The 22758-nt window shown below is 39.5% G+C and carries 24 protein-coding genes; 5 read left to right on the forward strand and 19 right to left on the reverse strand.

The genetic code is table 11. The features are described from left to right. Together ACP69Y_RS11935 and ACP69Y_RS11940 are read right to left on the reverse strand one after the other, a co-directional pair. Positions 1-858 carry a protein kinase domain-containing protein gene (locus tag ACP69Y_RS11935; RefSeq protein WP_425918591.1) on the reverse strand — a complete coding sequence of 286 codons (858 nt, stop codon included), beginning with the start codon at positions 856-858 and terminating at the stop codon, positions 1-3. After that, a complete protein-coding gene (locus ACP69Y_RS11940; protein ID WP_425918592.1) occupies positions 818-2329 on the reverse strand; it encodes a DUF3336 domain-containing protein in 1512 nt (503 codons plus the stop codon). The genes ACP69Y_RS11935 and ACP69Y_RS11940 overlap by 41 nt, the downstream gene beginning before the upstream one ends. Positions 2330-2515: 186 nt before the next feature. Between ACP69Y_RS11940 and ACP69Y_RS11945 the strand changes: the two genes are divergently transcribed. Then, entirely contained in the window at positions 2516-3388 is an 873-nt protein-coding gene (locus ACP69Y_RS11945) for an ATP-binding protein (protein WP_425918593.1), read from the forward strand. A 317-nt stretch (positions 3389-3705) separates the two neighbouring features. Continuing rightward, on the forward strand, positions 3706-4272 hold the full coding sequence (locus ACP69Y_RS11950) for a DUF4385 domain-containing protein (protein ID WP_425918594.1): 567 nt from the start codon (positions 3706-3708) through the stop codon (positions 4270-4272). A 309-nt stretch (positions 4273-4581) separates the two neighbouring features. Here the strand turns inward: ACP69Y_RS11950 and ACP69Y_RS11955 are convergent, their stop codons facing one another. Both ACP69Y_RS11955 and tsaD read right to left on the reverse strand, forming a co-directional pair. Continuing rightward, the gene (locus tag ACP69Y_RS11955) at positions 4582-5532 is read right to left on the reverse strand and encodes a sensor domain-containing diguanylate cyclase (RefSeq protein WP_425918595.1); all 951 of its coding nucleotides are present in this window, start codon (positions 5530-5532) and stop codon (positions 4582-4584) included. Between the two features lie 188 nt (positions 5533-5720). Further along, complete coding sequence (tsaD, locus tag ACP69Y_RS11960) at positions 5721-6737, reverse strand: tRNA (adenosine(37)-N6)-threonylcarbamoyltransferase complex transferase subunit TsaD (protein ID WP_425918596.1); 1017 nt, start codon at positions 6735-6737, stop codon at positions 5721-5723. Between the two features lie 145 nt (positions 6738-6882). On the opposite strand from tsaD, the gene rpsU reads away from it, so the two are divergent. Both rpsU and ACP69Y_RS11970 read left to right on the forward strand, forming a co-directional pair. Then, on the forward strand, positions 6883-7098 hold the full coding sequence (gene rpsU / locus ACP69Y_RS11965) for a 30S ribosomal protein S21 (protein WP_001136722.1): 216 nt from the start codon (positions 6883-6885) through the stop codon (positions 7096-7098). 34 nt (positions 7099-7132) lie between these two features. Then, positions 7133-7579, forward strand: a complete 447-nt coding sequence (locus tag ACP69Y_RS11970) for a GatB/YqeY domain-containing protein (RefSeq protein WP_425918597.1) — start codon at positions 7133-7135, stop codon at positions 7577-7579. Between the two features lie 73 nt (positions 7580-7652). Here ACP69Y_RS11970 and ACP69Y_RS11975 read toward each other — a convergent pair whose 3' ends face one another. The 14 genes from ACP69Y_RS11975 to ACP69Y_RS12040 all read right to left on the reverse strand — a co-directional run bounded on the left by ACP69Y_RS11975 (position 7653) and on the right by ACP69Y_RS12040 (position 20879). Continuing rightward, positions 7653-8015, reverse strand: coding sequence for a hypothetical protein (locus ACP69Y_RS11975; protein WP_425918682.1), 363 nt, complete (start codon positions 8013-8015; stop codon positions 7653-7655). Positions 8016-8096: 81 nt separating this feature from the next. Then, positions 8097-8465, reverse strand: coding sequence for a GFA family protein (locus ACP69Y_RS11980; RefSeq protein ID WP_425918598.1), 369 nt, complete (start codon positions 8463-8465; stop codon positions 8097-8099). A 44-nt stretch (positions 8466-8509) separates the two neighbouring features. Continuing rightward, complete coding sequence (locus tag ACP69Y_RS11985) at positions 8510-9949, reverse strand: M48 family metalloprotease (protein ID WP_425918599.1); 1440 nt, start codon at positions 9947-9949, stop codon at positions 8510-8512. An 86-nt stretch (positions 9950-10035) separates the two neighbouring features. Then, positions 10036-11004 carry a 2-hydroxyacid dehydrogenase gene (locus tag ACP69Y_RS11990; RefSeq protein WP_425918600.1) on the reverse strand — a complete coding sequence of 323 codons (969 nt, stop codon included), beginning with the start codon at positions 11002-11004 and terminating at the stop codon, positions 10036-10038. Next, complete coding sequence (locus tag ACP69Y_RS11995; RefSeq protein ID WP_425918601.1) at positions 11001-11672, reverse strand: hypothetical protein; 672 nt, start codon at positions 11670-11672, stop codon at positions 11001-11003. Before ACP69Y_RS11995 ends, ACP69Y_RS11990 begins: the two co-directional genes overlap by 4 nt. A 115-nt stretch (positions 11673-11787) precedes the next feature. Beyond that, the gene (locus ACP69Y_RS12000) at positions 11788-13638 is read right to left on the reverse strand and encodes a M48 family metalloprotease (protein WP_425918684.1); all 1851 of its coding nucleotides are present in this window, start codon (positions 13636-13638) and stop codon (positions 11788-11790) included. Positions 13639-13767: 129 nt separating this feature from the next. Next, entirely contained in the window at positions 13768-15306 is a 1539-nt protein-coding gene (gene purF, locus ACP69Y_RS12005; RefSeq protein WP_425918602.1) for an amidophosphoribosyltransferase, read from the reverse strand. Between the two features lie 24 nt (positions 15307-15330). Beyond that, on the reverse strand, positions 15331-15918 hold the full coding sequence (locus tag ACP69Y_RS12010; RefSeq protein ID WP_425918603.1) for a CvpA family protein: 588 nt from the start codon (positions 15916-15918) through the stop codon (positions 15331-15333). After that, positions 15915-16925: a quinone-dependent dihydroorotate dehydrogenase gene (locus ACP69Y_RS12015; RefSeq protein ID WP_425918604.1), complete on the reverse strand. Its 1011-nt coding sequence runs from the start codon at positions 16923-16925 to the stop codon at positions 15915-15917. The genes ACP69Y_RS12010 and ACP69Y_RS12015 overlap by 4 nt, the downstream gene beginning before the upstream one ends. Before the next feature lie 90 nt (positions 16926-17015). Continuing rightward, a complete protein-coding gene (locus ACP69Y_RS12020; RefSeq protein WP_425918605.1) occupies positions 17016-17495 on the reverse strand; it encodes a type II secretion system protein GspM in 480 nt (159 codons plus the stop codon). Next, the gene (gene gspL / locus ACP69Y_RS12025; protein WP_425918606.1) at positions 17495-18634 is read right to left on the reverse strand and encodes a type II secretion system protein GspL; all 1140 of its coding nucleotides are present in this window, start codon (positions 18632-18634) and stop codon (positions 17495-17497) included. Before gspL ends, ACP69Y_RS12020 begins: the two co-directional genes overlap by 1 nt. 30 nt (positions 18635-18664) lie before the next feature. After that, positions 18665-19120, reverse strand: coding sequence for a phosphohistidine phosphatase SixA (gene sixA / locus ACP69Y_RS12030; protein ID WP_425918607.1), 456 nt, complete (start codon positions 19118-19120; stop codon positions 18665-18667). 76 nt (positions 19121-19196) lie between these two features. Next, on the reverse strand, positions 19197-20270 hold the full coding sequence (locus ACP69Y_RS12035) for an NAD(P)H-dependent glycerol-3-phosphate dehydrogenase (protein ID WP_425918608.1): 1074 nt from the start codon (positions 20268-20270) through the stop codon (positions 19197-19199). 33 nt (positions 20271-20303) lie between these two features. Continuing rightward, positions 20304-20879 (reverse strand): nitroreductase family protein, encoded by a 576-nt coding sequence (locus ACP69Y_RS12040; RefSeq protein ID WP_425918609.1) that lies wholly within the window; start codon positions 20877-20879, stop codon positions 20304-20306. 228 nt (positions 20880-21107) lie between these two features. Here ACP69Y_RS12040 and ACP69Y_RS12045 point away from each other — a divergent pair, with 228 nt between their 5' ends. Further along, positions 21108-21488 (forward strand): hypothetical protein, encoded by a 381-nt coding sequence (locus tag ACP69Y_RS12045; protein WP_425918610.1) that lies wholly within the window; start codon positions 21108-21110, stop codon positions 21486-21488. A 115-nt stretch (positions 21489-21603) separates the two neighbouring features. On the opposite strand, the gene rhlB is transcribed toward ACP69Y_RS12045, so the two are convergent. Beyond that, positions 21604-22755, reverse strand: a complete 1152-nt coding sequence (rhlB, locus tag ACP69Y_RS12050) for an ATP-dependent RNA helicase RhlB (RefSeq protein WP_425918611.1) — start codon at positions 22753-22755, stop codon at positions 21604-21606. Positions 22756-22758 lie beyond the last annotated feature (3 nt).

Below are 22758 nucleotides of genomic sequence, written 5' to 3' on the forward strand. Positions count from 1 at the left end.
TTAAGCATTTTCAGTGAGTAAGCACTGTTTTACAGTGTAAATACTGGTAAATCTTCGCTCTTTTTGCTTCGCCAACATTCCAGATAGAAGCTTTTTAAAATGTGTTAAATGTTCTGGAAGTTCAATACTTAACCGTTGGCAATGTAAATATGCCCAATCTTGATAATTTTCTGCTGTTAAACGCTTCCCTGTTAGCCATTCATAAAAAATAATTCCTAATGCATAAATGTCCGTTTGTACCGTTTTTTCTGCTGCATGAAAAAGTTCAGGTGCCATATAGTGTGGAGTTGCGATCAGACTTTGCACTTTTTGGGATGAATTGATTTTTTGGACCTGTTCAAAATCAATTAAACAAACACCTTGCTGGTATAGGACAAAATGCTCGCGCTTTAAATCGGCATGCATCCAACCCAGTTGATGCAATTGATCTACTGCATCCAATACTTTTAACAGCGTCTTTTTAATCTCATTCAGCGACATGCCAGAACAATCCCAAAATAGTGATTCCGCATGACTCAAAATCAACGCAGATAATCCTACCCCTTGTTGCTGAGATACAATTTTAAAGTGAGGAATCATTTGAAAGGGTAATAAAAAATCAGGCATGGTGTTGGAAGAATTGGGTTGATCTACAAATTGCTGATAAAAAGCCAATTCATTTAAAAATCCAGCTTCACAACTTTGATTCACATTGCATGCTTGTGTTTTTAACCAGTAGTGCTGCTGCTGATGTTCAAAGGTATATAAACGACGCCCAAAAGTTAAACTTTTAGGTTTGGTCTTTTGAATCAAATTACAGCCATGAATATCTTCAACATTAAACTGCAATAAATTCTGCTTCTTTTTGCGCGGGATCATCTTGATAACTTAAAAGTTCCAAACAGTGCTGAATGGTTTTCCCTACACGGGCATGCGTTTCAATCGAGGAAATTTTAGGCCAGGTCGCCCGTTCACCCTCACGTTGTAACAATTTGAACAAATATGGTCGCGGGTTCTGAAACATATAACTATAGTGTCGCAAGCTATAATCACCGACAATATTTAAATCGCCATAATATCCTTGATCAATCACACCAAAACCATGATCGAGCAATCGTCGAACTGGAGGGATTTTTCCAACCCGACCACGGGTAAAGTCCATAATGCCTTTGGTAATCACCTTCCCCTGACGACGAATAATCCGTTCTGGCCAACTCAATAGATCTCGACGGTGACGTTCTGCATCACTTTGCATAAACGGCACAATATGAGGATTAACCTGACTGGCGATGGTGTAATTTAAATTATACAGTCTTGCCATTTTCTCTTGAGGGAAATCACTGCGTACACTGCCGTCTACCCAACGTGTGTCTGCCATATAGGGTGTTAATTGACCATTTTGACGTTTACTGGTGAGTTTAACCGGTGGAAATAAAATAGGAACTGCGCAGGAGGCCAATACTGCACTCCAAACCAGCAAATCTGGTGAAGTATAGGCATTCATAATACGGGCTTCTTGTGAAGCATCATATGGGGCAACAGCTACATTAATATGCAAACCAGAGCTTTTAAAGGCTTCTTCAAAGGTCACATCCCCCAAATTTTCAACCAAGAATTTCTTTAGGTACATTACATCGGCAAAACCACCGTTGCCCTTTAAAATTTCGCTAAATTTACGGAAATGAAAAGCTTCACTAAAAAAGTTTTCACCATTTAAAAGACCGGAAATATCTGACGGTTTTGAAGTTCCTAACATTGCCGTCATAATTGCACCCGCGCTCGAACCCGATATCACCTTAGGCATTAAATCTTGTTCAAGTAGCGCTTTACACACTCCTGTATGAAACAGCCCCAATGTTGCACCACCTGAAAACATGATGGCAGGTTGACCATATGCTTTTTTACAATGCTGAAAAAATTTAATTTTTTCAGTTAAACACAAGCAAGAACAAGCCTCTGAAGCAATGTAGGCAAGACTTGCACTGACTTCTTCCACATAGTCTTCTATGATTTTTTTTGTTCCCACATATGTGGCGGTAAACAACATCGGATTAGCAATATTGGCAATATCATAGCTTAAACCTTCACGTAATATGTACATGAGATCTTCAGTACGTTTTTGAAAACGGTAGCGTTTTAAACGGTTTAATCGCTCGGAAATAATTTCAGCATCAAAATAAGGTGAGCAGTTATCATATTTCCATTCTTGAGCACCTGTTTCTTCATCTATTTCCAGTGCGATGCTTTTCCATTCTTCATATGTTTCAGCTGTTTCAAGTTGGCGCTTTAATTTTTTTATGCGATACGCTTGATGTGGATTAATATCTTGGGTGAAATCTTTAAATAACATATCTATCCCTCAAACACTTTCATTTTTATTCACTATTCATGATAAGACATCACGCATAACATTGACAGAAAACTCAGCGGATTATCACTGCAAAAATGCCTATTCCCTTGGCAAATCACGACTAATTGATATACAGTTCTTGAATAAAACCATCCTTTTACTTTTACATGTATAAGCTGAACCATCATGGCAACAATTGATTTACCTGAGCATATCTTACAAGCACTTTCTACTGTACTCCAACAACTACAGCAAAATTTACCAGAACTGAAACAAGCGACCGACTTTTCAGCCTCTGCTTATAAATGGCAAGACAAACAATTAATCGCCATTCAACAGCCCAAAAAGATGTATTTGAATGATTTAAAAGGTATTGAAAGACAAAAAGAAAAACTCATCCAAAACACGCTGCAATTTTTGAAAGGCTTACCTGCTAATGATGTTTTACTTACCGGCTCACGTGGTACCGGTAAATCTTCTATTGTTCGCGCCCTGCTCACCCAATATGAGTCGGAAGGTTTACGTTTAATTGAAATTGAACGTGATGAGTTATCCGACCTCCCTCTCATTCAGAAGCTGATTGAAAACCGTCCGGAAAAGTTTATTGTCTATTGTGATGATTTAGCCTTCAATGCAGAAGATGAAAATTATCGTAGCCTAAAAAGTGTTCTAGATGGTTCATTACAATCTGGTTCGAGTAATTTTATTATTTATGCAACCAGTAACCGCCGTCATTTGCTGCCAGAGTTTATGCATGAAAATACGCCGGTAACGCGCGTGGATGTTCCGCAATATACAGAGCTTCACCCTCAAGAAGCGATTGAAGAAAAAATTTCATTGTCAGACCGTTTCGGAATGTGGCTATCTTTTTACCCAATGGATCAGAACTTGTATTTAGAAATTGTTGAGCATTATTTAGCAAAAGCCGATATGCCCATGGAGGAATTTACACGTGCTGAAGCATTGCGCTGGTGTCAGGCTCGTGGGCAGCGTTCAGGGCGTGCGGCGTATCAATTTTCTAAACACTGGATTGGTTCGCAGCAATTAAAATCATTATAAGCTTTTATCATTTAGAAATTTTCAATCCTTTGTTAAATACCGAACCAAAATAATGATCTAAACTCTACTTCAAGATGACTTTAGATTTTTATTGCGGTTATTACAGTTTTTAAAAAACTCTGGATTATTTACTTGCAGACTTTCCTCTAAAAAGCTTTGAATCATTTTATTTGGACGATATAAACAACTGTTGTCGTGTCCATTGCAATTTTGACATATCAAAGCCCATCAAAATGCTTCAAACTCTGCAAAACCTCTTGAGAGTCATGAATATTGCTCATTATTCATAGGACTCACACACTTTAAGGAATCTCCCAATGACCGATAACGAACAAGATTCATTAACGCCTAAGCCTGATGCCAAACCCTTTTCACGCAGCTTTAACTTTTCACTCGACTTTGAAAAGATTAATTTCAGAAAGCGTCCAGAGTTATATCGCATTGGTCGTGGTGAAGAAGGTGTTTTATTGGTTGAACCCTATAAATCTGAAATTTCACCGTTTTGGCAATTTGAAGATGAAGCTCAAGCCACTGAAAGTAGTACCAAGATTTTTGCATTATTTTTAGATTATTTAGAGAAAAATGATTTTGTTGGCGCAGACATGGCAAGAAAGTTTTTGCTAATGGGCTATACCCGTGCGCGTCGTTATGCAAATCATAAAAAAGGTACCCACAAAACCGGCCGAAAAAATAAAGGCGTTATCCCTAAAGTTAAAGTAGCACTCAATGATGCGGTTATAACTGAAAAACAGCCACGTAGCACTGAAGATCAGGTCAAAGCCGCTGTCGCGAAAATCTTTAAAGATAAAAGCGATCAAGCAAAATTAAATCCAAAATACATTGAGCTTAAAGAACAATTCAACGAGTTGATCCGTCAGGATTAATTGAATACTGTAATTGCACTCTCAATGAGAGTTAACTCTTAAAAGAGCAATTTCAAATTTAGAGATTGCTCTTTTTCATTGTCTAAAAGCATTTTTCAACCTATCTAGTTTCATGGATTTGTTTTACAAATTCAGGTTACAGGCTGATTTAACTTTTATGATTTAATCAATTTTGCAGATGAAGCTAAAGTTGTCGCTACCCCAATTTTTAAGAAAAATGGGGTGTAGTAAAATTAAATAAAGAGAATTCTAAATTAAAAGATCAATTTAAGTTTTGGTGGAGAATAAATACTCAAAAGTAATATTTCTCTAGACTTTATGATATTCAGACTTTATTTGACGTTTATGCTCAAACATCTTTTTATCCGCCTCTATCGCTGCTTTAAACAACCCCTGTCTAGGATGACGCATAGCAACTCCAATCGCTGCGCATATTTTTGCTTGTGCCAACGCCTCTATAATGCGATTTAAAAGTAAATTCACACCAATTTCATCATTTTCTACACTTAGAATTACAAACTCATCACCACCTAAGCGCGCCACAATATCGCTGCTGCGTGCAGTGTTTCGCAATACATGGGCAGCCTGCTGAAGCAAGTCATCACCCTTATTATGGCCTAAGTTATCGTTCACTTTTTTTAGATCATTCAGGTCTATAAAGAAAACGGCCGCCGGATGCCCATAACGTTTACACCGTTCTTCTTCTGCATTCACCAACTGCTCCCAAGCTCGACGGTTGTAGAGTCCGGTTAATCCATCTCTTAAAGCTTCCGCTTCTAAGCGCTCACGCTGACGAATTTGTTCATTTTGACGCAGTTCAGCTTGCAGAATATTACTTAATAGGTTACCGAATAATTCAATTAATTCAACCTCCTGAATAATGGCTTCGGATTTTGTTTGCGGATCAATGGCACAAAGCGTCCCAAACAGACTTCCATCTTCATTAAAGAGCGGTTGACCAATATAGGACTTGATACTGACCTGTTGATTGATGGGCGCAGTTGCATATAAAGGAATATCTTCTGAACGAGGCGCAATTTTAGGAGCTTTGCCGGCAACCATATGGCAACAAAAAGAATCAGCCCACTGGAATACCTGTCCCGGTTGAACATCATAGCCGTGATCTTCACTCTGAAGCACAATCCAGTCTTTTGCTTCTACTCGGGTAATCATCCATAAATTAAATCCGAAACGTTTATATAGAAACTTGAGAACAACTTGACCAGCGTCTTGAAAGCTTCCGAAATTTATATTATCCATCCGAATAAACCTATGCTTATGATCCCAAAAAAATTATTTGTCTGTTTTAATTCAGAATATTTTTCTGAATTTATTAGAACTTATCATGAGTATAAAATCTAGTTATATAAACTCATATCAACCTATTCTTTACTAAAATATTTAAAAAGTAAAAAGAGGCTGAACCGCCTCTTGTTAATTAACTATATTTAAGCTTGTGCAGGATTGGTCAATTCCGTCATCGGCCAACGTGGTGTCGTTGTCACCGACAATCCATCATGCTGTCCTGCTTTTAAACGCTGATAACCTGCAAATGCAATCATTGCACCGTTATCGGTACATAGCGCAGGTTCAGCATAATATACCTGAGCTTGGATTTTAGCTAAATCCGCTTCCAAACGTTCACGTAACCGTGTGTTGGCACTGACCCCACCTGCAATCACCAAACGTTTTAAACCTGATTGTTTGAGTGCTTTAACCGATTTTTTTACCAAGGTATCAACCAATGCTTCCTGGAAGGATGCCGCAATATCAGCTTCACGGTTTTGCCCTTCAACTTTTTTCAATTGAATTGAAACAGCTGTTTTTAAACCACTAAATGAAAAGTCCAGACCCTGATGCAACATTGGACGCGGAAAATCAAACGCTGTTGCGCTGCCTTGCAATGCGAGTTTTGAAATATTTGGTCCACCCGGATAGGCCAAGCCCATCATTTTCGCGACTTTATCAAAGGCCTCACCCGCTGCATCATCAATTGATTCACCAAGCAATTCATATTGACCAATACTGTGTGCGGCCATGAGCTGTGTATGACCGCCAGAGACCAATAAAGCGACAAACGGAAATTCTGGTGGTGTTGCAGATAATAAAGGCGCAAGCATATGACCTTCCATATGATGCACACCAATGGCCGGTTTATTCAAGGCAAATGCCAAGGTACGGCCAAACAATGCACCCGTCATTAATGCGCCCATCAAGCCTGGTCCACGCGTATAGGCAATCGCATCAATGTCCGATTTTTTGATATCACTTTGTTCAAGCAACTGATTAATTAAAGGAATTAATTTTCTTACATGGTCACGTGAAGCCAGTTCCGGAACAACACCACCATATTCTGCATGCAGTTTAATCTGACTATATAACACCTGTCCTATCAAGCCGACTTCACTGTCATAAAGTGCTAACCCAGTTTCATCACAAGAAGTTTCTAAGCCAAGAACGATCATTAAACTGCCTTTTACCCGTATCTAAATATTGCTAAAGCTATTATAGACTTGTGATATGAGATGTAAATGAGTAAAATACTGTCCTTCACTTGTGATCCAAGGCAATACAGCCTAGATCTTATCCATAACTTAATGAGGATTCTTCATGCCACAAGTTAAATTGAAAGAAGGCGAACCAGTAGACGTAGCTATCCGTCGTTTCAAGCGTTCATGCGAAAAAGCGGGTGTTTTAGCTGATGTTCGTAAACGTGAATTCTATGAAAAACCAACTCAAGAACGTAAACGTAAAAAAGCTGCTGCTGTTAAACGCTACCAAAAGAAATTGGCGCGTGAATCAGTACGTACTACTCGCCTTTACTAAGATTAATTTGTGATTGACTGCCTGGACTAAGTAAATGACTACTTTAAAAAACCAAATAACCGATGTTTTGAAAGCAACTATGCGTGCTAAAGAAATGTCTAAGTTAACGGTAATTCGTGGTCTACAGGCGGCAATTAAGCAAATCGAAGTTGATGAACGCATAGAGCTTGATGATACTCAGGTTCTTGCGGTCATTGAAAAGCAAATTAAACAACGTAAAGAATCGGGTAAAGCCTTTGAAGGCGCTAATCGACAAGACTTAGCTAGTAAAGAACAAGCCGAACTTGAGATTTTGTCTCAATTTCTACCAGAAGCTATGACTGAGGAAGAGCTTGATTCTATCATTGCGCAGACGATTACTGCTCAAGAAGCTACTAGCATGAAAGATATGGGTAAGGTGATGAATTCTCTGCGTCCGCTCATAGCCGGGCGCGCCGATCCTGCACAAGTTTCAGCTAAAATTAAAGCTAAACTTGCATAATCCCACTTTTATATAATTCTTTCTTTAACGTTGAACTGCCTTTATTCAAAGACAGTTCAGGCGTACTCTCTTCTTATTTCAGATCACACTGAACATTATATTTTTTCAAAATCAGCATTTCCTTTGATAACATCACTTGATGAATCACGTCCTGCTTGGTCATCTGTCTAAATTGACGGTCTAAAGCATCCCTGTTTCGATCTGCCGCTTGATACAACTGCTCCACATAATTACCCACGATTCCACAGAATTGAATTTGCTGTTGGGGTGTAAAACTGGTCTGCTGAGCATCTAGGCTGCTAAAAAAATTTCTGGTGTCCTGCTTATATTGTTCAGAAATTTTTTCCACTGATGTTACGTATTTCTCAACACTTGCCAAGGCAACATTTGATGCCGTACACCCCATTAGAAAACAAGAAAATAATATTTTTTTCATCATTTAATCAATACTGTTAATCGTTAGAAATATAAATACAACCTAATATTATCATATACTTAGCTCTTATAACGGCAGATTTTATTCATCAATATGCAAAAAACAAGGTTTGTATTGGATATAAGCCTGTTCTGTAGGTGCGGGTATTTCACCTGAAATTACCGACCCTAAACGTAAACGAATAATGTCTGGCAAATCTACCCGATAAGAATAAATTGGACTACCGCATTCTTGGCAAAAAACACGTGCCTTATTTGAACTATGAAAATATTCTTTTAGAAATTTAATTCCACTGCTAATTTCAAATTTGGATTTCTGTAAAGGACTGTTCCAACCAAAGATTGCACCTTGCGCCATTTGACAGTCTTTGCAGTAACATATGATGCTTTGTTCAACTTCACCATGATAACGATACTTCACTGCCCCACATAAGCATTGTCCCTCTACCATCTTCAACTCCTTATTTTTTATTATCACTGCAAAATCATCTGTGATTAAATTCTTAGCTGTCGCTCTTTTTGCATTTCATTAATTCGTATTTTGAGTTTTGCCGATAACAGCTCATTATTCTTAACCAAGCGCTGCGCATGTAAGAGAGACTTAATTGCATTTTCTTCCCAGCCGGACCAGTATTCCACTTCTGCACGATAACGCAATACATTTACCGTTCTAAATGGAGATTGCTGGTCAATATTTGCTGCTTGCTGCATAAGTCGCCAAGCGTTGATATCACGAGGGTTCTTATTAATAAAACGCTGGATTAAGCTCTGTGCTTGAATAGCTTGTTTTTGACGAATAAACACTTCAGCCAATTTAAAAGCCAAAGCCCGATTTTCAGGCATAATTCGTGCAGCGGACTGAATCGCTTTATACGCTTCATCGGTTTTGTTTTGCCCCAAATAAATATCGGTTTGAATGAGCACCAATAGATTATTTAAGCGCTGCTGCGCCTTTGCCTGATCTAAAACTTGCTGGGCTAAAACATAGTCACCTTGTTTGAGATAAAAAGCAGATAAAGCCAACTGCCCGGCAAAATTTTTACGGTTGGCTAAAATCTGTAATTGTTGTTCCGTGGCTTGATTTGAAATTACCCGGCCGTACCATTTCAGAATTTTAAAATCTTCATCATGCAAACTTGATTTCATTCTGGGGAATTGATTGGCACGTAAACGTGCTTCACTCATCCGTTCTGTACTAAGCGGATGCGTTAACCAAAAATCAGGCAAAAAACTGACTTTACTGGATGAACGATCCATCACTTCAAAAAAGTCAGCCATACTTTGCGGGTTATAACCTGCGGTATACATATATTGCATACCAATCCGGTCAGCTTCACGCTCTTGGTTACGACTGTAATTCAGTTGCTTATCCATTAATGCGGCCTGCGACCCCAGCATCACTGCGGTACCCACATCACCATCCGCTTGCGAGGCCACCAGTGCCCCCACAAGAAGTCCGGCGAGCGTCAGCAAGCCTTGCCCCTTAAAAGCTTCTTGTGAGCGGCTGTAATGACGTTGTGATACATGTGCAACTTCATGCGCCATTACCCCAGCCACCTCATCCATATTTCGCGCAGAAGTCACCATTCCTGTATTAATGGCAAATAATCCCCCAGGAACAGCAAAAGCGTTGATTTGAGGATCATTGATAATGACTAAACCAATAGGCTGTCCAAGCTGGGTTTGACTTAAAATATGGGAAAACACACTGGCCAATTGATCTTCTAACCATGGATTTTGCAGCACAGGCATTTGCTTTTGAACTTCACGGAATACTTTTTCGCCAATCGCTTTTTCTTTTTGTTGGTCAATTAAACCGACTCCGCCGCCGATTTCAGGAACATTAAACTGGGACATTGAATTCAGATTAGCACTATGCGTTGCCCCCATAATTGAGACCAAACCAATACTGCAAGCTAATAAAAACCGTTTCAATGTTATACTCTCAAACTGCTTTTTTTCAATTTATCCGACTATAACATTGAAAATTGGAGTGATTTGCAATGAAGTGTTATCAATTTTTAAGAAAATGAAGTATTCACCACATAAGGGGGTGTTCGTCCTTCTAGCGCATCGACCAAATTACGATAAGCCAATTCAGCCATTTTTTTACGTGTCTCTTCAGTCGCAGAACCCACATGTGGCAAAGTTACAACATTATCTAAATTAAAAAGCTCTGATTCCTGTAAAGGCTCTTTCAAATACACATCTAGACCCGCAGCAAAAATCTTGCCCGCTTTTAAGGTACTAATTAAAGCCTGTTCATCCACCACAGAACCACGTGCAATATTCACAAATACAGCATGTGGCTGCATTTGTTCAAACTCATGCTGACCGATCAATGCTTTAGATTCTGTATTTAAATCGACAGCAACCACCACAAAATCTGATTGTTGTAATAATTCATCTAAACCGCAATATTGTGCATTTAAAGGCTGCGCCAATTCCAGCTTTTCACGGCGATTATGATAAACAATATTCATATTAAAGCCATAAAAACCACGACGCGCGATAGCAGCACCAATATTACCTAGACCAATAATACCCAAGGTTTTACCAAAAATATCGTGTCCAAATTGAGCTTCACCTACGGTACGTCTCCATTGTCCCTGCTTGGTCCATTGATCCAAATAAGGCACTTTACGCGCAGCACTCATTAACAAGGTAAAAGCCAAATCAGCTGTAGTTTCTGTAAGCACATGAGGAGTGTTAGATAACCAGATTTTTTTCTGATTTAGATAATCAAGATCGTAGTTGTCATATCCCACACTGACACTTGAAACAATTTTAAGCTGTTGTGCGGTTGCCAAATTACTTTCATTAAGTAGCCGCCCTGCACCAATCATGGCATCCGCATCTTTGACCTGTTCGCGAATCTGCTGGTTAACATCGCCCAATTTCGGATTAATGACTTCAACCTGATATTGAGCTTGTAAACGTTGAAGTATGTCTTGGTCTAACTGGCTAAAAACAACAACTTTCTTCTTCATGTAGCATCCGTTTTTTGGTTACTTTTTTGCATAAATTGCCATAAGCGTTTTTTTAATAGAGGTTGCTCTAACATCTCTTGCAAGCCCGCTAAATGAATACTTTTTGCATGATTAAAATAAGGGAATTTCCCTAAAAAAATAATATTTTTATCTGCACTAATGGCATCTATAAAGCCCTGCACATAACTTTCAGCACCGCGACCATCCTGGAAATTGATTAAAGGAAATGGCCACTGCAATTCATAATATTCAGCGTGAAGTGCTTGCTGAATATTATTCCATAATTGTTGCTGTTCAGCAGTCAATTCCGTAGCATCAATCACGATAATACAATGCGGTAAACCAAAAGTTTGCAATTGAAAAGCCGCGATGGGTAGTGCAGGTCGTTCTTCAACAATTCGAGGCACAACTTCAGCTTGAACTTCTTTGACAGCTATCGCGGGCATTGATAACTGTTCTATTCGATCAAGCGTTTTGAGCTGTTCAGCCTTTGGCGCTAACTCTATAGATGATTGAGTTTTCGCTACCATAATTTCGGTCAGATATTCAGGTGCAGCCTCCTGATCTCGCCAAATGGATGAGGACGGCATATTTTGACACGCAGCACCCTTAGGAACCCAGATATCGATTCCTAATGTTGCCAGTATGTCACGCTGATGCCCTATCATCTTTTTTCATCACCCATTGAATGCTTGGTATTCTAACGAGATTACTTGTCTTTTGCTGATCTTTTATCAAAGATTAGTTTAATCATCACTCATCTATAATTTTATCAAACTTTGTTTATATAATTATTAAACTATTTTTTTTCTGCATTTGCTCAACCATTTCACTCGTTTCAAAACCAAAACGCCAATACAGCAATTGCAAAACATCCAGTTCATCTTGGGTAATAATACGATCATTCCACAAGCACAGTTCGGCAATACCCAAAATACTTAAACGATCACGTAGTAATAATCCCGCAATATCATTTAAGATTTCTGCCAAATCAATCGGCTCATCTGAAATCTCGGTATACATTTCCAATTCTTTTGCTGTCAACACACGCTTAAGAATCTTTTCACGTACATCCAGTTGATTCACACTATTGATTTGCTGCACATGCAATAAGGCATCAATCAGTCGCACAATATGGGGTTTCACCTCTTCCAATGAAGTGGGTGTATGTAATGGAAGAAGATTCAATTCGAATTTCACGTATTCAAGCAATAAGGCATCTAGCAGACCGATTTCACCATCTTCTTGAATAATACGCGCCAATTTCATTAAGAACTGTCTAGCAATGGTGGCAGGCATTGCTCCAATATTTTTACAAGCTTCATAAAAAATAGAGATATGTACTCGACCATCTAAATTTAACAATGAATCAACAATTGCCCGACTGACTTCAGCATCTGCAGGAATAAATTCACGATACTGTCGAATCATTAAAATCGACACCATCACTTCTCGCGAACCTGTTGCTGTCTGCAATGCCCGCTGTATTAACTCAGGGCGTCGCATATTCTTTCGGATTCCAGAATTTAAAGGTTTAATCGCGTCATTGATTGCAAAACTAATCGGTGATAAACGTAACAGTGGAAGCGGTTGTGGGGAACTCCACGGTGAGTATATTTCACTATTCATTTCATCCAGTGACCGGAACAAACTAAACAGTGGCTGATTACGTATTTTTTTTAAATTTTCGAGTTGTAAGTCTTGTACCAAACCTGGGTTCAGCTCATAAATACGTTGCTCAATACTCGGATGAATATTCATCCAGTTTTGCGGACTTAGAGAGTTAGCGAAACACATATGTGAAATCGATTCAGCATATTCACTATGAATTTGTGATCCTGAATGATGCACATAAATTCTCAATAAAGTCTGTACATTGGCATCATTTTGAATTAAACGCTTGGTTTTTTGATCATTTTTAAATGTCCGCCCGCCCAATGAAATATATTTAATAAAACGGGTAATCAAAACACCAAGACTTCCAATTAGCCAAATCACACCACCCATCGCGACAAAGAAAGTCGCAAATTTATGCGTATGCGCCTGTCCATGCTTGGTAAAACCCAGTTTTGCAATTTTACTGCCCCACTGACTCAAAGTGGTTAAACTACTGTAAAGAATTTTCAGACGAGTATTTTCTGCTGTTTCACCGGATAAAATTTTATTAAACTCATGGCTTAACAAACCATAAAGCTCTAATTCATCTAAATTTTGTAGTGCACCCCAAGTCAAAATAATCACAATATCACGCGGATAAAAACCTGCGGTGAGTGCATTTACGCCCACTTCACCGGAAAGCACATATACTGCTGGAGTCTCAATTAAAAAGGTATCTGCCAACTGTTCAGTGATTTTAAGAGCAACACTTTCCTCAGGAATACTTTCGATTAGGCTTAAGCGACGCGCGCCTAACTGTTTTGCCAACGAATGCCCGCCAGCACGAAACACATAAAACTCGTACAGGACAGAAATCGTCATCACACTAAGCAGCAGCCCGATTAAATAAGGACTCAAAACATGCCAGAAAATGGACTGGGTATGATCAAGATAAAATACCAACAACCCCATGATCGTATTTAAAATGAATAGTGTGAGCAATACCGCAAGCATACATACACTTGCAGACCACACCATATTTTTATTTTGAATAAAAGAATAACCCGCACTCTTCAATCTGAAGATCCTTTATTACATTGTATTTGTTCACTCATCATAAATTAAAAAAGCGGGAAATTCCCGCTTTTCATAGAATTAAGAAGAATTTTATTCTTCTTTGACTCCAGTAAGATCCACTGATGCAGCATCAATGTTCACATCAATGTAGCCACCGACGGCTTTTTTTGCAGAGTCGTTACGTTTACGCTCAAGCTCATCCAAATAAGCTGCATCAATTCCGCCTGCCACATACACACCATCAAAAACCGAACAATCAAATTCTTGCAGTGCAGGTACTTTACTGGTACGAACAGCGCCTTTTAAGTCTTCCAAGTCTTGGAAAATCAAACGGTCAGCACCAATAATTTCACGGATTTCTTCAACACTACGACCAGAGGCAATCAGCTCATCTTTCGCAGGCATATCAATTCCGTACACATTTGGATATTTCACCATGGGTGCAGCTGAAGCAAAGAAAACCTTCTTCGCGCCAGCATCACGTGCCATCTGAATAATCTCGTTACAGGTTGTGCCACGAACAATCGAGTCATCAACCAGTAAAACGTTTTTGTCTTTAAACTCAAGTTCAACTGGGTTCAATTTTTGACGAACTGATTTTTCCCGCTGTTTCTGACCCGGCATAATGAAGGTACGTCCGATATAACGGTTCTTCATGAAGCCTTCACGGAATTTAACACCCAAGATATTGGCAAGTTCTAAAGCTGAAGTGCGTGATGTATCTGGAATTGGAATCACCACATCAATATCGTGTTCTTCGCCCCACTCACGCGAAATTTTATAGGCAAGTTTTTCACCCATTTTTAAACGTGCTTTATAAACTGAAATGCCATCTATAATTGCGTCTGGACGTGCAAAATACACATATTCGAAAATACAAGGGCGGTATTCAGGATTTTCCGCACATTGTTTAGTGAATATTTCACCTTCTGAAGTAATAAAGATTGCTTCACCTGGTTCAATATCACGTTCAACTTTAAAGCCTAAAGCAGTAATTGCCACCGATTCCGAAGCAATAATATATTCCATGCCTTTTTCAGTTTCACGCGAACCATAAATCAGTGGACGAATACCGTTTGGATCACGGAAGCCAACCAAACCATGTCCAGTGATCATTGCCACAACGCCATAAGCACCTTTACAACGCTCATGTACCCGTGAAACCACCTGGAAAATATCTTCTGAAGTTGGATTGAGCTTGCGACTTTTTTGCATTTCATGTGCAAAAACGTTTAATAACACTTCAGAATCTGAATCGGTATTCATATGACGAAGATCTGTTTTAAACAAATCATCATGAATTTCTTCAGCGTTGGTCAAGTTACCGTTATGTGCCAAGGTAATACCATAAGGCGAATTCACATAAAATGGCTGTGCTTCTGCACTACTTGAAGAACCTGCTGTTGGATAACGCACATGACCAATACCGTAATTACCTAGCAGTGCACGCATGTGACGCGTATGAAAGACGTCTCGTACCATACCGTTGTCTTTACGCAGGAACAAACGCCCTTCATGACAGGTTACTATTCCGGCTGCATCCTGACCACGATGCTGTAACATCGTTAATGCATCAAACAACATTTGGTTAACAGGTGACTTACCAGCTATACCAACTACTCCACACATAGCAACCTCGCAAACAAGCTAGGATTAATAAAAAGGATTATTTGTTGATTCATCTGTACGCGCTGCATGCTTCTGCGTTTTATCAGACGATGAGTCGGAAGATGTCGGCGCACCTTCGTCGGACTTGATATGAGTTAGCGCTCCATGTGCGGCTTCTTTAGAAAGCTCGGCTGCCCATGGTGCATAAGGAATTAGGAGTTGTACGAATTTAGACTGCTTCCAGTGCGGAGAACTTTCGACCCAAGGGCCGATGCCTTGCATGGTAATGAGTACAATCATTAAGCCTTTTAAAGAGCCAAAAGCACCACCTGCCAATCTGTTGAGTGGACCAAGCTTTAGACTCTTTAATATCTTGTTGAGGAATGCAGTAATAATCCAGGTTAAAACCACCATGACCAATACAATAAATGCAAAAGCTGCAATTTTTTGTACCACAGGATCGCCACTGAGTGAGACCATCGAAGGTGCCAGAATGGTTGCGTATTTTGCACCGATGATGAGTGCAAAAATCCATCCTACCAAGTTCGCAAAGGCTGAAACCAATCCTTTTCGCAAACCGTTAAGTCCTCCAATGAGCAAAATAATCAGTATGAAGATATCCAGTGTATTCATGGAGTATTTAGCGCATCAACACAATCTTTAACCAGTGTTGGACCTATATATATGAGGCCACTATAAATTTGTACAAGGCTTGCACCGGCAGCTTGTTTTGCAACTGCCTGCTCACCCGACAAAATACCGCCTACACCAATTAATGGAATCTGCCCTTTTAATGCTTTTGAAAATGCTGCAAGACAAGCGGTACTTTTTTCAAAGACTGGCGCACCAGACAAGCCCCCCACTTCATTACCATGCTTGAGATTTTCTACGCCTTCACGTGACAAAGTGGTATTGGTCACAATCAAACCATCAATTTTAAACTGGATCAATTGCTTTGCAATAAATTCGATATCTTCAGCCGTTAAATCTGGGGCAACTTTAAGCACCAAGGGTACATAATGCTGATGTTCTTCAGCCAGTTCAAGCTGACGTTTCCTTAACATTTCCAACAATTCTGTCAGCGCATCACCGCTTTGCAAGCTACGCAAATTTTTGGTATTCGGTGATGAAATATTAACCGTCACATAAGAAGCATAGTTATAGACTTTTTCAAGACAGATCAGATAATCATCGACTGCGTTTTCAACCGGAGTATCGGCATTTTTACCAATATTAATCCCCAAGATGCCTTTGAATTTTGCAGCTTTGACATTTTCAATCAGTTTATCTACACCATCATTATTAAACCCCATCCGGTTAATAATGGCTTTGGCTTCAGGTAAACGGAATAAACGAGGATGCGGGTTGCCCGCTTGTGGACGCGGTGTAATGGTTCCAATTTCAATAAAACCAAAGCCCAGTCCAGCCAGGGCATCAATATAAGCGCCATTTTTGTCTAAGCCGGCAGCCAAACCTACCGGATTGGGAAATTGAATCCCCATACAAGTCACGGGTTTAGAGGCAATGCTTTGACGCATCATGCCCATGCGATGAGCTGATTTCAATAACGATAGTGTCAGCTCATGTGCACGCTCTGGTGCTAAAGAAAACAACAAAGGGCGGGCAAGAGAATACAACATATCTGTAAAAGTCTACTGCTTTTTAAGTCGCCATATTATAGGCATAGCCCATGGAAAACGCCATGCTTAGCGGATCTTTATTTTTATCCATTATTGCACTGTCGCTGTTAATTTAATCTGACCGGCATCGGAAATTAATTCTATTTTCTCGAGACTTAAACCGATTTGCGCCAATTGGGTTAAAAAATTTGCCAAAATGGCGTAATTTTCATGTGATGCCACAATTTGAATTTGTTCACCTGCTTGTTGTGATGCAACCGATAAGCCTTGCTGCTGGGCAACACGTTGTACTTTATCTGCCGCAGTTAACTGCAAATCATCTGCAGGTTTCATAGTCACTGCATTGCTTTGCATCCACACCATCATGTCTTTTAAATCATTGACCCGGTTTTGTTGTTTGTTCGCTGCTGCATGCATAAACCAAAGTGTTGAACCAATAGCGATAACCACAACCAAAATAGTGGTAAAAATCACCATATAGCGTTCACGTACAGACAACCGGTCTAAATAATCGGTGATTTTCTCGATAGATTGATCAATCGAGCTTTGCAGTTTTTCTGAGGTATTCATTATTGTATTTTCACCAATCCAATTGCACCGGTACCATTCGGCTGAATATTACCTAATTCAACTTTAAACCCTTGCTGATTCAGTTGTTGCGTTAACGTTTGCAATGCCGTAGCAGAATTGGCTTTTAGTTCCATATTTAGAACTGAAGCATCGTAGGTGATACGATTCGCCACAATTTGATTCTGCATTAAAACCGGCCCCACCCGACTGAGTAATTGCAAGGCTTGAGTATTGGCACTTTTATTTAAACGCACATGACTTTCAAACTGGCTTTTTAAATTCTGTTCCGTGACACGGCTGCTCTGACCAAACCAGTATTTATATTGATCGATCGCTTGTATTGCAGTCTGGTCTGCAACCTTTTTATATTTATACCAGCGCATTGCATCATAGCTAAATTGAACCATTAAAGCTGCGACCAACACAGCAGCACATGCTTTCCAATACCCCCCTATAGCATTATTGCTTTTCGCTTTCGGCAGGATATTAAAAGGATGAGCTTTGGCTTTTTTTAAGACCGGTAATTCATAATGAAACGGTTCAATCTGCTCATGCGTGACCATCGCTTCAAGGCTTTGCATTTGTTCAGCAGTAAAACTGCTAATTTTATAACGCTGCCCTGGCGGCTGATAATCCAGAAACAAAGCTAAGTCATCAATCGAATTTCCCATAAATTCATTTTCACGCACCAGCAACTGTCCTGACACATGCGCAATGACGGTTTGCCCTACTTCTGGGATAGGTAAAATCAGAAAATCTGGCAACAGGGAAATGACTTTAACTGGAATCAAGCTCAAGGCATGGTTTAGCATTTCTACTGTGTTATTTGCCACACCCAAAATGACCAACTGATCTGGATTTTGAAAATGATGCAATACCTTCATTGAATCAATGGGCAAAACTACAAATTCTTCTAATAGATATTTAATCCCTTCCACACCCAATTTTTTATATTGTGATTTGGCTAACGTCTGTTGCACCATTTGCACATCACGGCTTGGAAAAAACACAACGGCTTCTTCACCATGATAGGTTTGAGCTTCTTGAATCAAATGTTCGAGACTAGAGGCCTGATACCAGCTCTCTCCAGTCGACCATTGCCAAACCCCATTGGCTTCAGGCATCCATAAATACAACATTAATGTTTTTCTGCCGTTTTAATTAATATTTTATGTGTTTGGAATAAAACTTTTTAACTGGGTTGATAAGCCAGCTGCAATGACTGCTTGCTCGTAAATACGCGCTTCAGCCAGAGCATATGGATTGAACGACTCTAATGTCAATAACGATGAAATATGAGCCACCACATTCATATGACACACTACCACAATGGACTCATAAGGCAACTGAGACAACCATTCCACCGCTGATTTCGCATCGTCTTCAGGTTTAATCTTATTACACACCAGCACAGGCACATTATTAAAATAATGCTGAAGATGCGCCAAGGTTTCTTGAGCGCGCACCAAAGGACTCACCACAAATACATCGGGTTTAATCATGTCCTTTAAATATGCTGCGGTTTGTTGCGCCTGCTTGTGCCCTCGCTTGGTTAATGGACGTTTGTCATCATTTCCATTGACCGCTGGAGAGGCTTCACCATGACGGACTAAAGTGAGTTGCATAAAATTTCCTTATTCTCAATATGCAGTAATTATAACCCAGCTTTATGACAGAGCTCATTCATTCCAATATTTAAAATTAAACTTCATGGTGTGGCAAAACAAATTCCACATCACTACGATGCCCATTTTTCATCAGTGAAAGCGCAATACTTAAAGGCGGTGCACCTTCAAAAATCACATCATACAAAGCACTGGTAATCGGCATATACACATCCAATTCCTCTGAACGGCTGCGTACCTGAATAATCGTATTGATCCCTTCTGCCGTTTGACCCAATTCTTTGGTTGCCTGCTCTAAGCTTTTACCAGAACCTAAAGCAAAACCGACCTGATAGTTACGACTCAGTGGACTGCTACAGGTCGCAAATAAATCACCAACACCAGATAAGCCAAGGAACGTCAGCGGATTAGCACCCAACTTCACCGCAAAACGGCTCATTTCGGCCAATGCACGGGTTAAAATCATACTCTTGGTATTTTCACCGACTTTATAAGCCGCGGCCATTCCCATTGCAACCGCATAGATATTTTTTAATGCGCCGCCAAGCTCAACACCATGCACATCATCACTTGCAAACACACGGAATAATGCACTGTGTAAGGCTTGTTGTACTGCATAACGCACCAGTTCCGACTGACTTGCAATCACCGTCCCTGCGGGCTGGCCCGCCATAATCTCTTTGGCTAGGTTCGGCCCTGAAAGTACACCATACGGCACTTCAGGTAATTCTTCACGAATAATATCGCTCATAAAACTAAAGGTTTTTGCTTCAATGCCTTTGGTTAAGGATATGACCGCTTGTGAAGTAATAAAGGGCTTAATTTGTTTTAACACATCACGAAAAGAATGGCTGGGAATCGCCACCAAAATAATGTCACGATTACAAATAGCCGTTTCCAAATCCGTTACTGCCTTTAATCCAGATTCTAAATTAAAATCTGGCAAATAACGTTTATTGATATGGGTTTGATTGATTTCATTGGCAGCTACTTCATCACGAATCCAGATCATAGTATCGCAACCATTTCTTACAGCTGTATTCGCCATGGCAGTACCAAAACTGCCACCCCCTAAAACGGTTACCCGTAACGCTGTTTTTTGATCTACCGATACTGGTTCAACAAGATCTGAAAATTTCAACTCTGACATTATTTTTATATCTCAATTCATGATTCGATAAAGTTATTTATTCCAATAACTCACATAATTTTGGCTATCTATTTCTGCACGCGCGGGAATCGCTTTTACGGCTGTTCCAATATAAATAATTCCAGAAATTAAATCTTCTGCTGCAAGACCTAAAGCCTGCTTAAATAACTTCGACTCGATCACCGCGCCGCTTCGCCACATGGTTGAAAAACCTTGAACCTGCAAGGATAATAAAAAGTTTTGTATCGCTGCACCAGTACTTAAGGTTTGCTCAAAATCAGGAACTTTCGGATGCGGCTTAAATTCCGTTAATGCTAAAACCAAAAGTGGCGCACGAAAAGGATGGTTTTTAACGCGGTCTAACTGAGACTGATCTGTTTCACCTAAATCTGCGATTGCTTGAGATAACAATTCACCAAAGGCTTCACGCTGATCATCCGGAATGACCACAAAACGGGTCGGCTTTAGACGGTGATGATCTGGTGCTGTCAATGCAGCCTGAAAGGCTTTTTCCAACTGCGCTGCATTCGGTGCAGGCTCAGCCAAATGACCAATTGACTGACGCTGATGAATATTAAGATGAACCGTATCTACCGCTGAATCCGTCATTAACTTCTATATCTATGTACTAAAATATTTAATCAAGATTAGCATATTCTTACTCAGATACTCTAGAGTATGCAGCCAATGTCTCCCTTTTCATTTCAGTCTTAAAATTAGAACAATCACAGAATAACCATATAAAACTGCATATTTTATACAAGTCTTTCAAAAATCATCCAAAAAGTTATGCTCAAATGCTTTTTATTCTTTTTTAAAACGAATTAGGGGAAAAAGATGAAAAAAATTTTTGTACTCTCTTCTACGGTTGCCATTGCTCTTGCCTTAACGGCATGTGCATCCAATCCAACCACATCATTGGCCATTCAAAAGCAAAATAACCAATATGAAGTGACTGGTGTAGGTAAATCCAATCTAATTTCTAAAAATAATGCCATCACTGCCGCCAATAATACCTGCGGTAAAAAAGCCACTGCAATCGTGATTGATGAAAAAACTGAATACAACGGTGCTTTAAAAGGAGTTGTGGATGAAAAAACAGGACAAATGATTCAAGCTGCAACCAGTGTTTTGGGTACTTTAGCTGGTAAAAGTGGTAGCCTAGCTCGTGATGACGACTACCAAACCGTTCTCACCTTTAGCTGCCGAGCAAACTAAATATCTACATGATAATTTTATGATATTACATCAATAAGATATGATGTTTTGAACATACAAAGAAAAGCCGCTTATTTTAAGCGGCTTTTGATTTTACATTTTATTTAATGGCAAATTAACAATAACCTTCCATACGGGTTAAAGGTAATTTTTGACCAATAGCTTTTTCAATCTCTGGAAGATAGAACGCATCATCTTCCGATAAGAAACTAATACTTACACCACGCGCACCCGCGCGACCTGTCCGACCAATACGGTGCACATAATCATCCGACTGTTCAGGCAAAGTAAAATTCACCACATGTGAAACACCATCCACATGAATACCACGACCCGCAACATCAGTTGCAATCATAATATTATGTTGACCATTTTTAAATTGATCCAGCATTTTGGTACGCTTATCTTGTGCAATTTCACCAGACAGCATTACTACTTTATAGCCATCTCTTTTTAAATGATCATAAAGTTTACGCACCTGGTCACGACGATTCGCAAAAATCATGACTTTTTCAATCGGTTCATCACGTAAAATTTCTTCCAATAATTTATATTTATCTGTTTTCGCAACCATATAAACGCGTTGTTCAACATCTGCATTGGTTTTCTTTTCTGGCTCAATTTCAACAGTGATTGGTTCAAACAGCCATTGTTGTGCCAAGTTTAAAACATCATAACTAAAGGTTGCAGAGAACATGAGCGTTTGACGTTGTTCTTTACGCGGTGAATAACGCACAATCCGTTTAACTGAAGGAATAAATCCCATATCAAGCATACGGTCTGCTTCATCAATGACTAAAAATTCGATTTGATCTAACCAGACTTCTTTTTGTTCAACAAAATCAATCAAACGACCGGGTGTTGCCACAATAATATCGACAAATTGTTTATTCAATTGTGCTTTTTGCTTATCAAAATCCACCCCACCCAATAAGGTAACCACATGCAAATCGGTAAATTTGGTTAACTCTTTAGCATCACTTTCAATTTGTAAAGCCAACTCACGTGTTGGTGCAAGAATGAGTGCGCGTGCTTCGCCACGATAGCGTTGTTCTTTGATCGGATTATTGAGCAAGTCATTAATTACACTGACCAAGAAAGCCGCTGTTTTCCCGGTACCTGTTTGCGCACGCCCAATGGCATCATGCCCAGCCAAAGTAAATTTCAAAACCTTTTCCTGAATAGGTGTCATTTCTTTGAAACCTAAAGCATCAATAGCCTGTTTCAGTTTCGGATGTAAATTTAAGGTTTCAAAACCAGATGACATATA

It is taken from the genome of Acinetobacter sp. TSRC1-2 (assembly GCF_049895885.1).
Classification (GTDB): Bacteria; Pseudomonadota; Gammaproteobacteria; order Pseudomonadales; family Moraxellaceae; genus Acinetobacter.

Bases quoted from the DNA above. Each gene is read 5' to 3' on its own strand.
- ACP69Y_RS12045 (WP_425918610.1), top strand. From the start codon at position 21,108: ATGAAAAAAATTTTTGTACTCTCTTCTACGGTTGCCATTGCTCTTGCC.
- sixA (WP_425918607.1), bottom strand. From the start codon at position 19,120: ATGCAACTCACTTTAGTCCGTCATGGTGAAGCCTCTCCAGCGGTCAAT.
- ACP69Y_RS12000 (WP_425918684.1), bottom strand. From the start codon at position 13,638: ATGGTGTGGTCTGCAAGTGTATGTATGCTTGCGGTATTGCTCACACTA.
- gspL (WP_425918606.1), bottom strand. From the start codon at position 18,634: ATGTTGTATTTATGGATGCCTGAAGCCAATGGGGTTTGGCAATGGTCG.
- purF (WP_425918602.1), bottom strand. From the start codon at position 15,306: ATGTGTGGAGTAGTTGGTATAGCTGGTAAGTCACCTGTTAACCAAATG.
- ACP69Y_RS11945 (WP_425918593.1), top strand. From the start codon at position 2,516: ATGGCAACAATTGATTTACCTGAGCATATCTTACAAGCACTTTCTACT.
- ACP69Y_RS11990 (WP_425918600.1), bottom strand. From the start codon at position 11,004: ATGAAGAAGAAAGTTGTTGTTTTTAGCCAGTTAGACCAAGACATACTT.
- ACP69Y_RS11955 (WP_425918595.1), bottom strand. From the start codon at position 5,532: ATGGATAATATAAATTTCGGAAGCTTTCAAGACGCTGGTCAAGTTGTT.
- ACP69Y_RS12040 (WP_425918609.1), bottom strand. From the start codon at position 20,879: ATGACGGATTCAGCGGTAGATACGGTTCATCTTAATATTCATCAGCGT.
- ACP69Y_RS12035 (WP_425918608.1), bottom strand. From the start codon at position 20,270: ATGTCAGAGTTGAAATTTTCAGATCTTGTTGAACCAGTATCGGTAGAT.
- rhlB (WP_425918611.1), bottom strand. From the start codon at position 22,755: ATGTCATCTGGTTTTGAAACCTTAAATTTACATCCGAAACTGAAACAG.
- ACP69Y_RS11940 (WP_425918592.1), bottom strand. From the start codon at position 2,329: ATGTTATTTAAAGATTTCACCCAAGATATTAATCCACATCAAGCGTAT.
- ACP69Y_RS11995 (WP_425918601.1), bottom strand. From the start codon at position 11,672: ATGATAGGGCATCAGCGTGACATACTGGCAACATTAGGAATCGATATC.
- ACP69Y_RS12010 (WP_425918603.1), bottom strand. From the start codon at position 15,918: ATGAATACACTGGATATCTTCATACTGATTATTTTGCTCATTGGAGGA.
- ACP69Y_RS11970 (WP_425918597.1), top strand. From the start codon at position 7,133: ATGACTACTTTAAAAAACCAAATAACCGATGTTTTGAAAGCAACTATG.
- ACP69Y_RS11935 (WP_425918591.1), bottom strand. From the start codon at position 858: ATGATCCCGCGCAAAAAGAAGCAGAATTTATTGCAGTTTAATGTTGAA.
- ACP69Y_RS11975 (WP_425918682.1), bottom strand. From the start codon at position 8,015: ATGAAAAAAATATTATTTTCTTGTTTTCTAATGGGGTGTACGGCATCA.
- ACP69Y_RS11950 (WP_425918594.1), top strand. From the start codon at position 3,706: ATGACCGATAACGAACAAGATTCATTAACGCCTAAGCCTGATGCCAAA.
- rpsU (WP_001136722.1), top strand. From the start codon at position 6,883: ATGCCACAAGTTAAATTGAAAGAAGGCGAACCAGTAGACGTAGCTATC.
- ACP69Y_RS11980 (WP_425918598.1), bottom strand. From the start codon at position 8,465: ATGGTAGAGGGACAATGCTTATGTGGGGCAGTGAAGTATCGTTATCAT.
- ACP69Y_RS12020 (WP_425918605.1), bottom strand. From the start codon at position 17,495: ATGAATACCTCAGAAAAACTGCAAAGCTCGATTGATCAATCTATCGAG.
- tsaD (WP_425918596.1), bottom strand. From the start codon at position 6,737: ATGATCGTTCTTGGCTTAGAAACTTCTTGTGATGAAACTGGGTTAGCA.
- ACP69Y_RS12015 (WP_425918604.1), bottom strand. From the start codon at position 16,925: ATGTTGTATTCTCTTGCCCGCCCTTTGTTGTTTTCTTTAGCACCAGAG.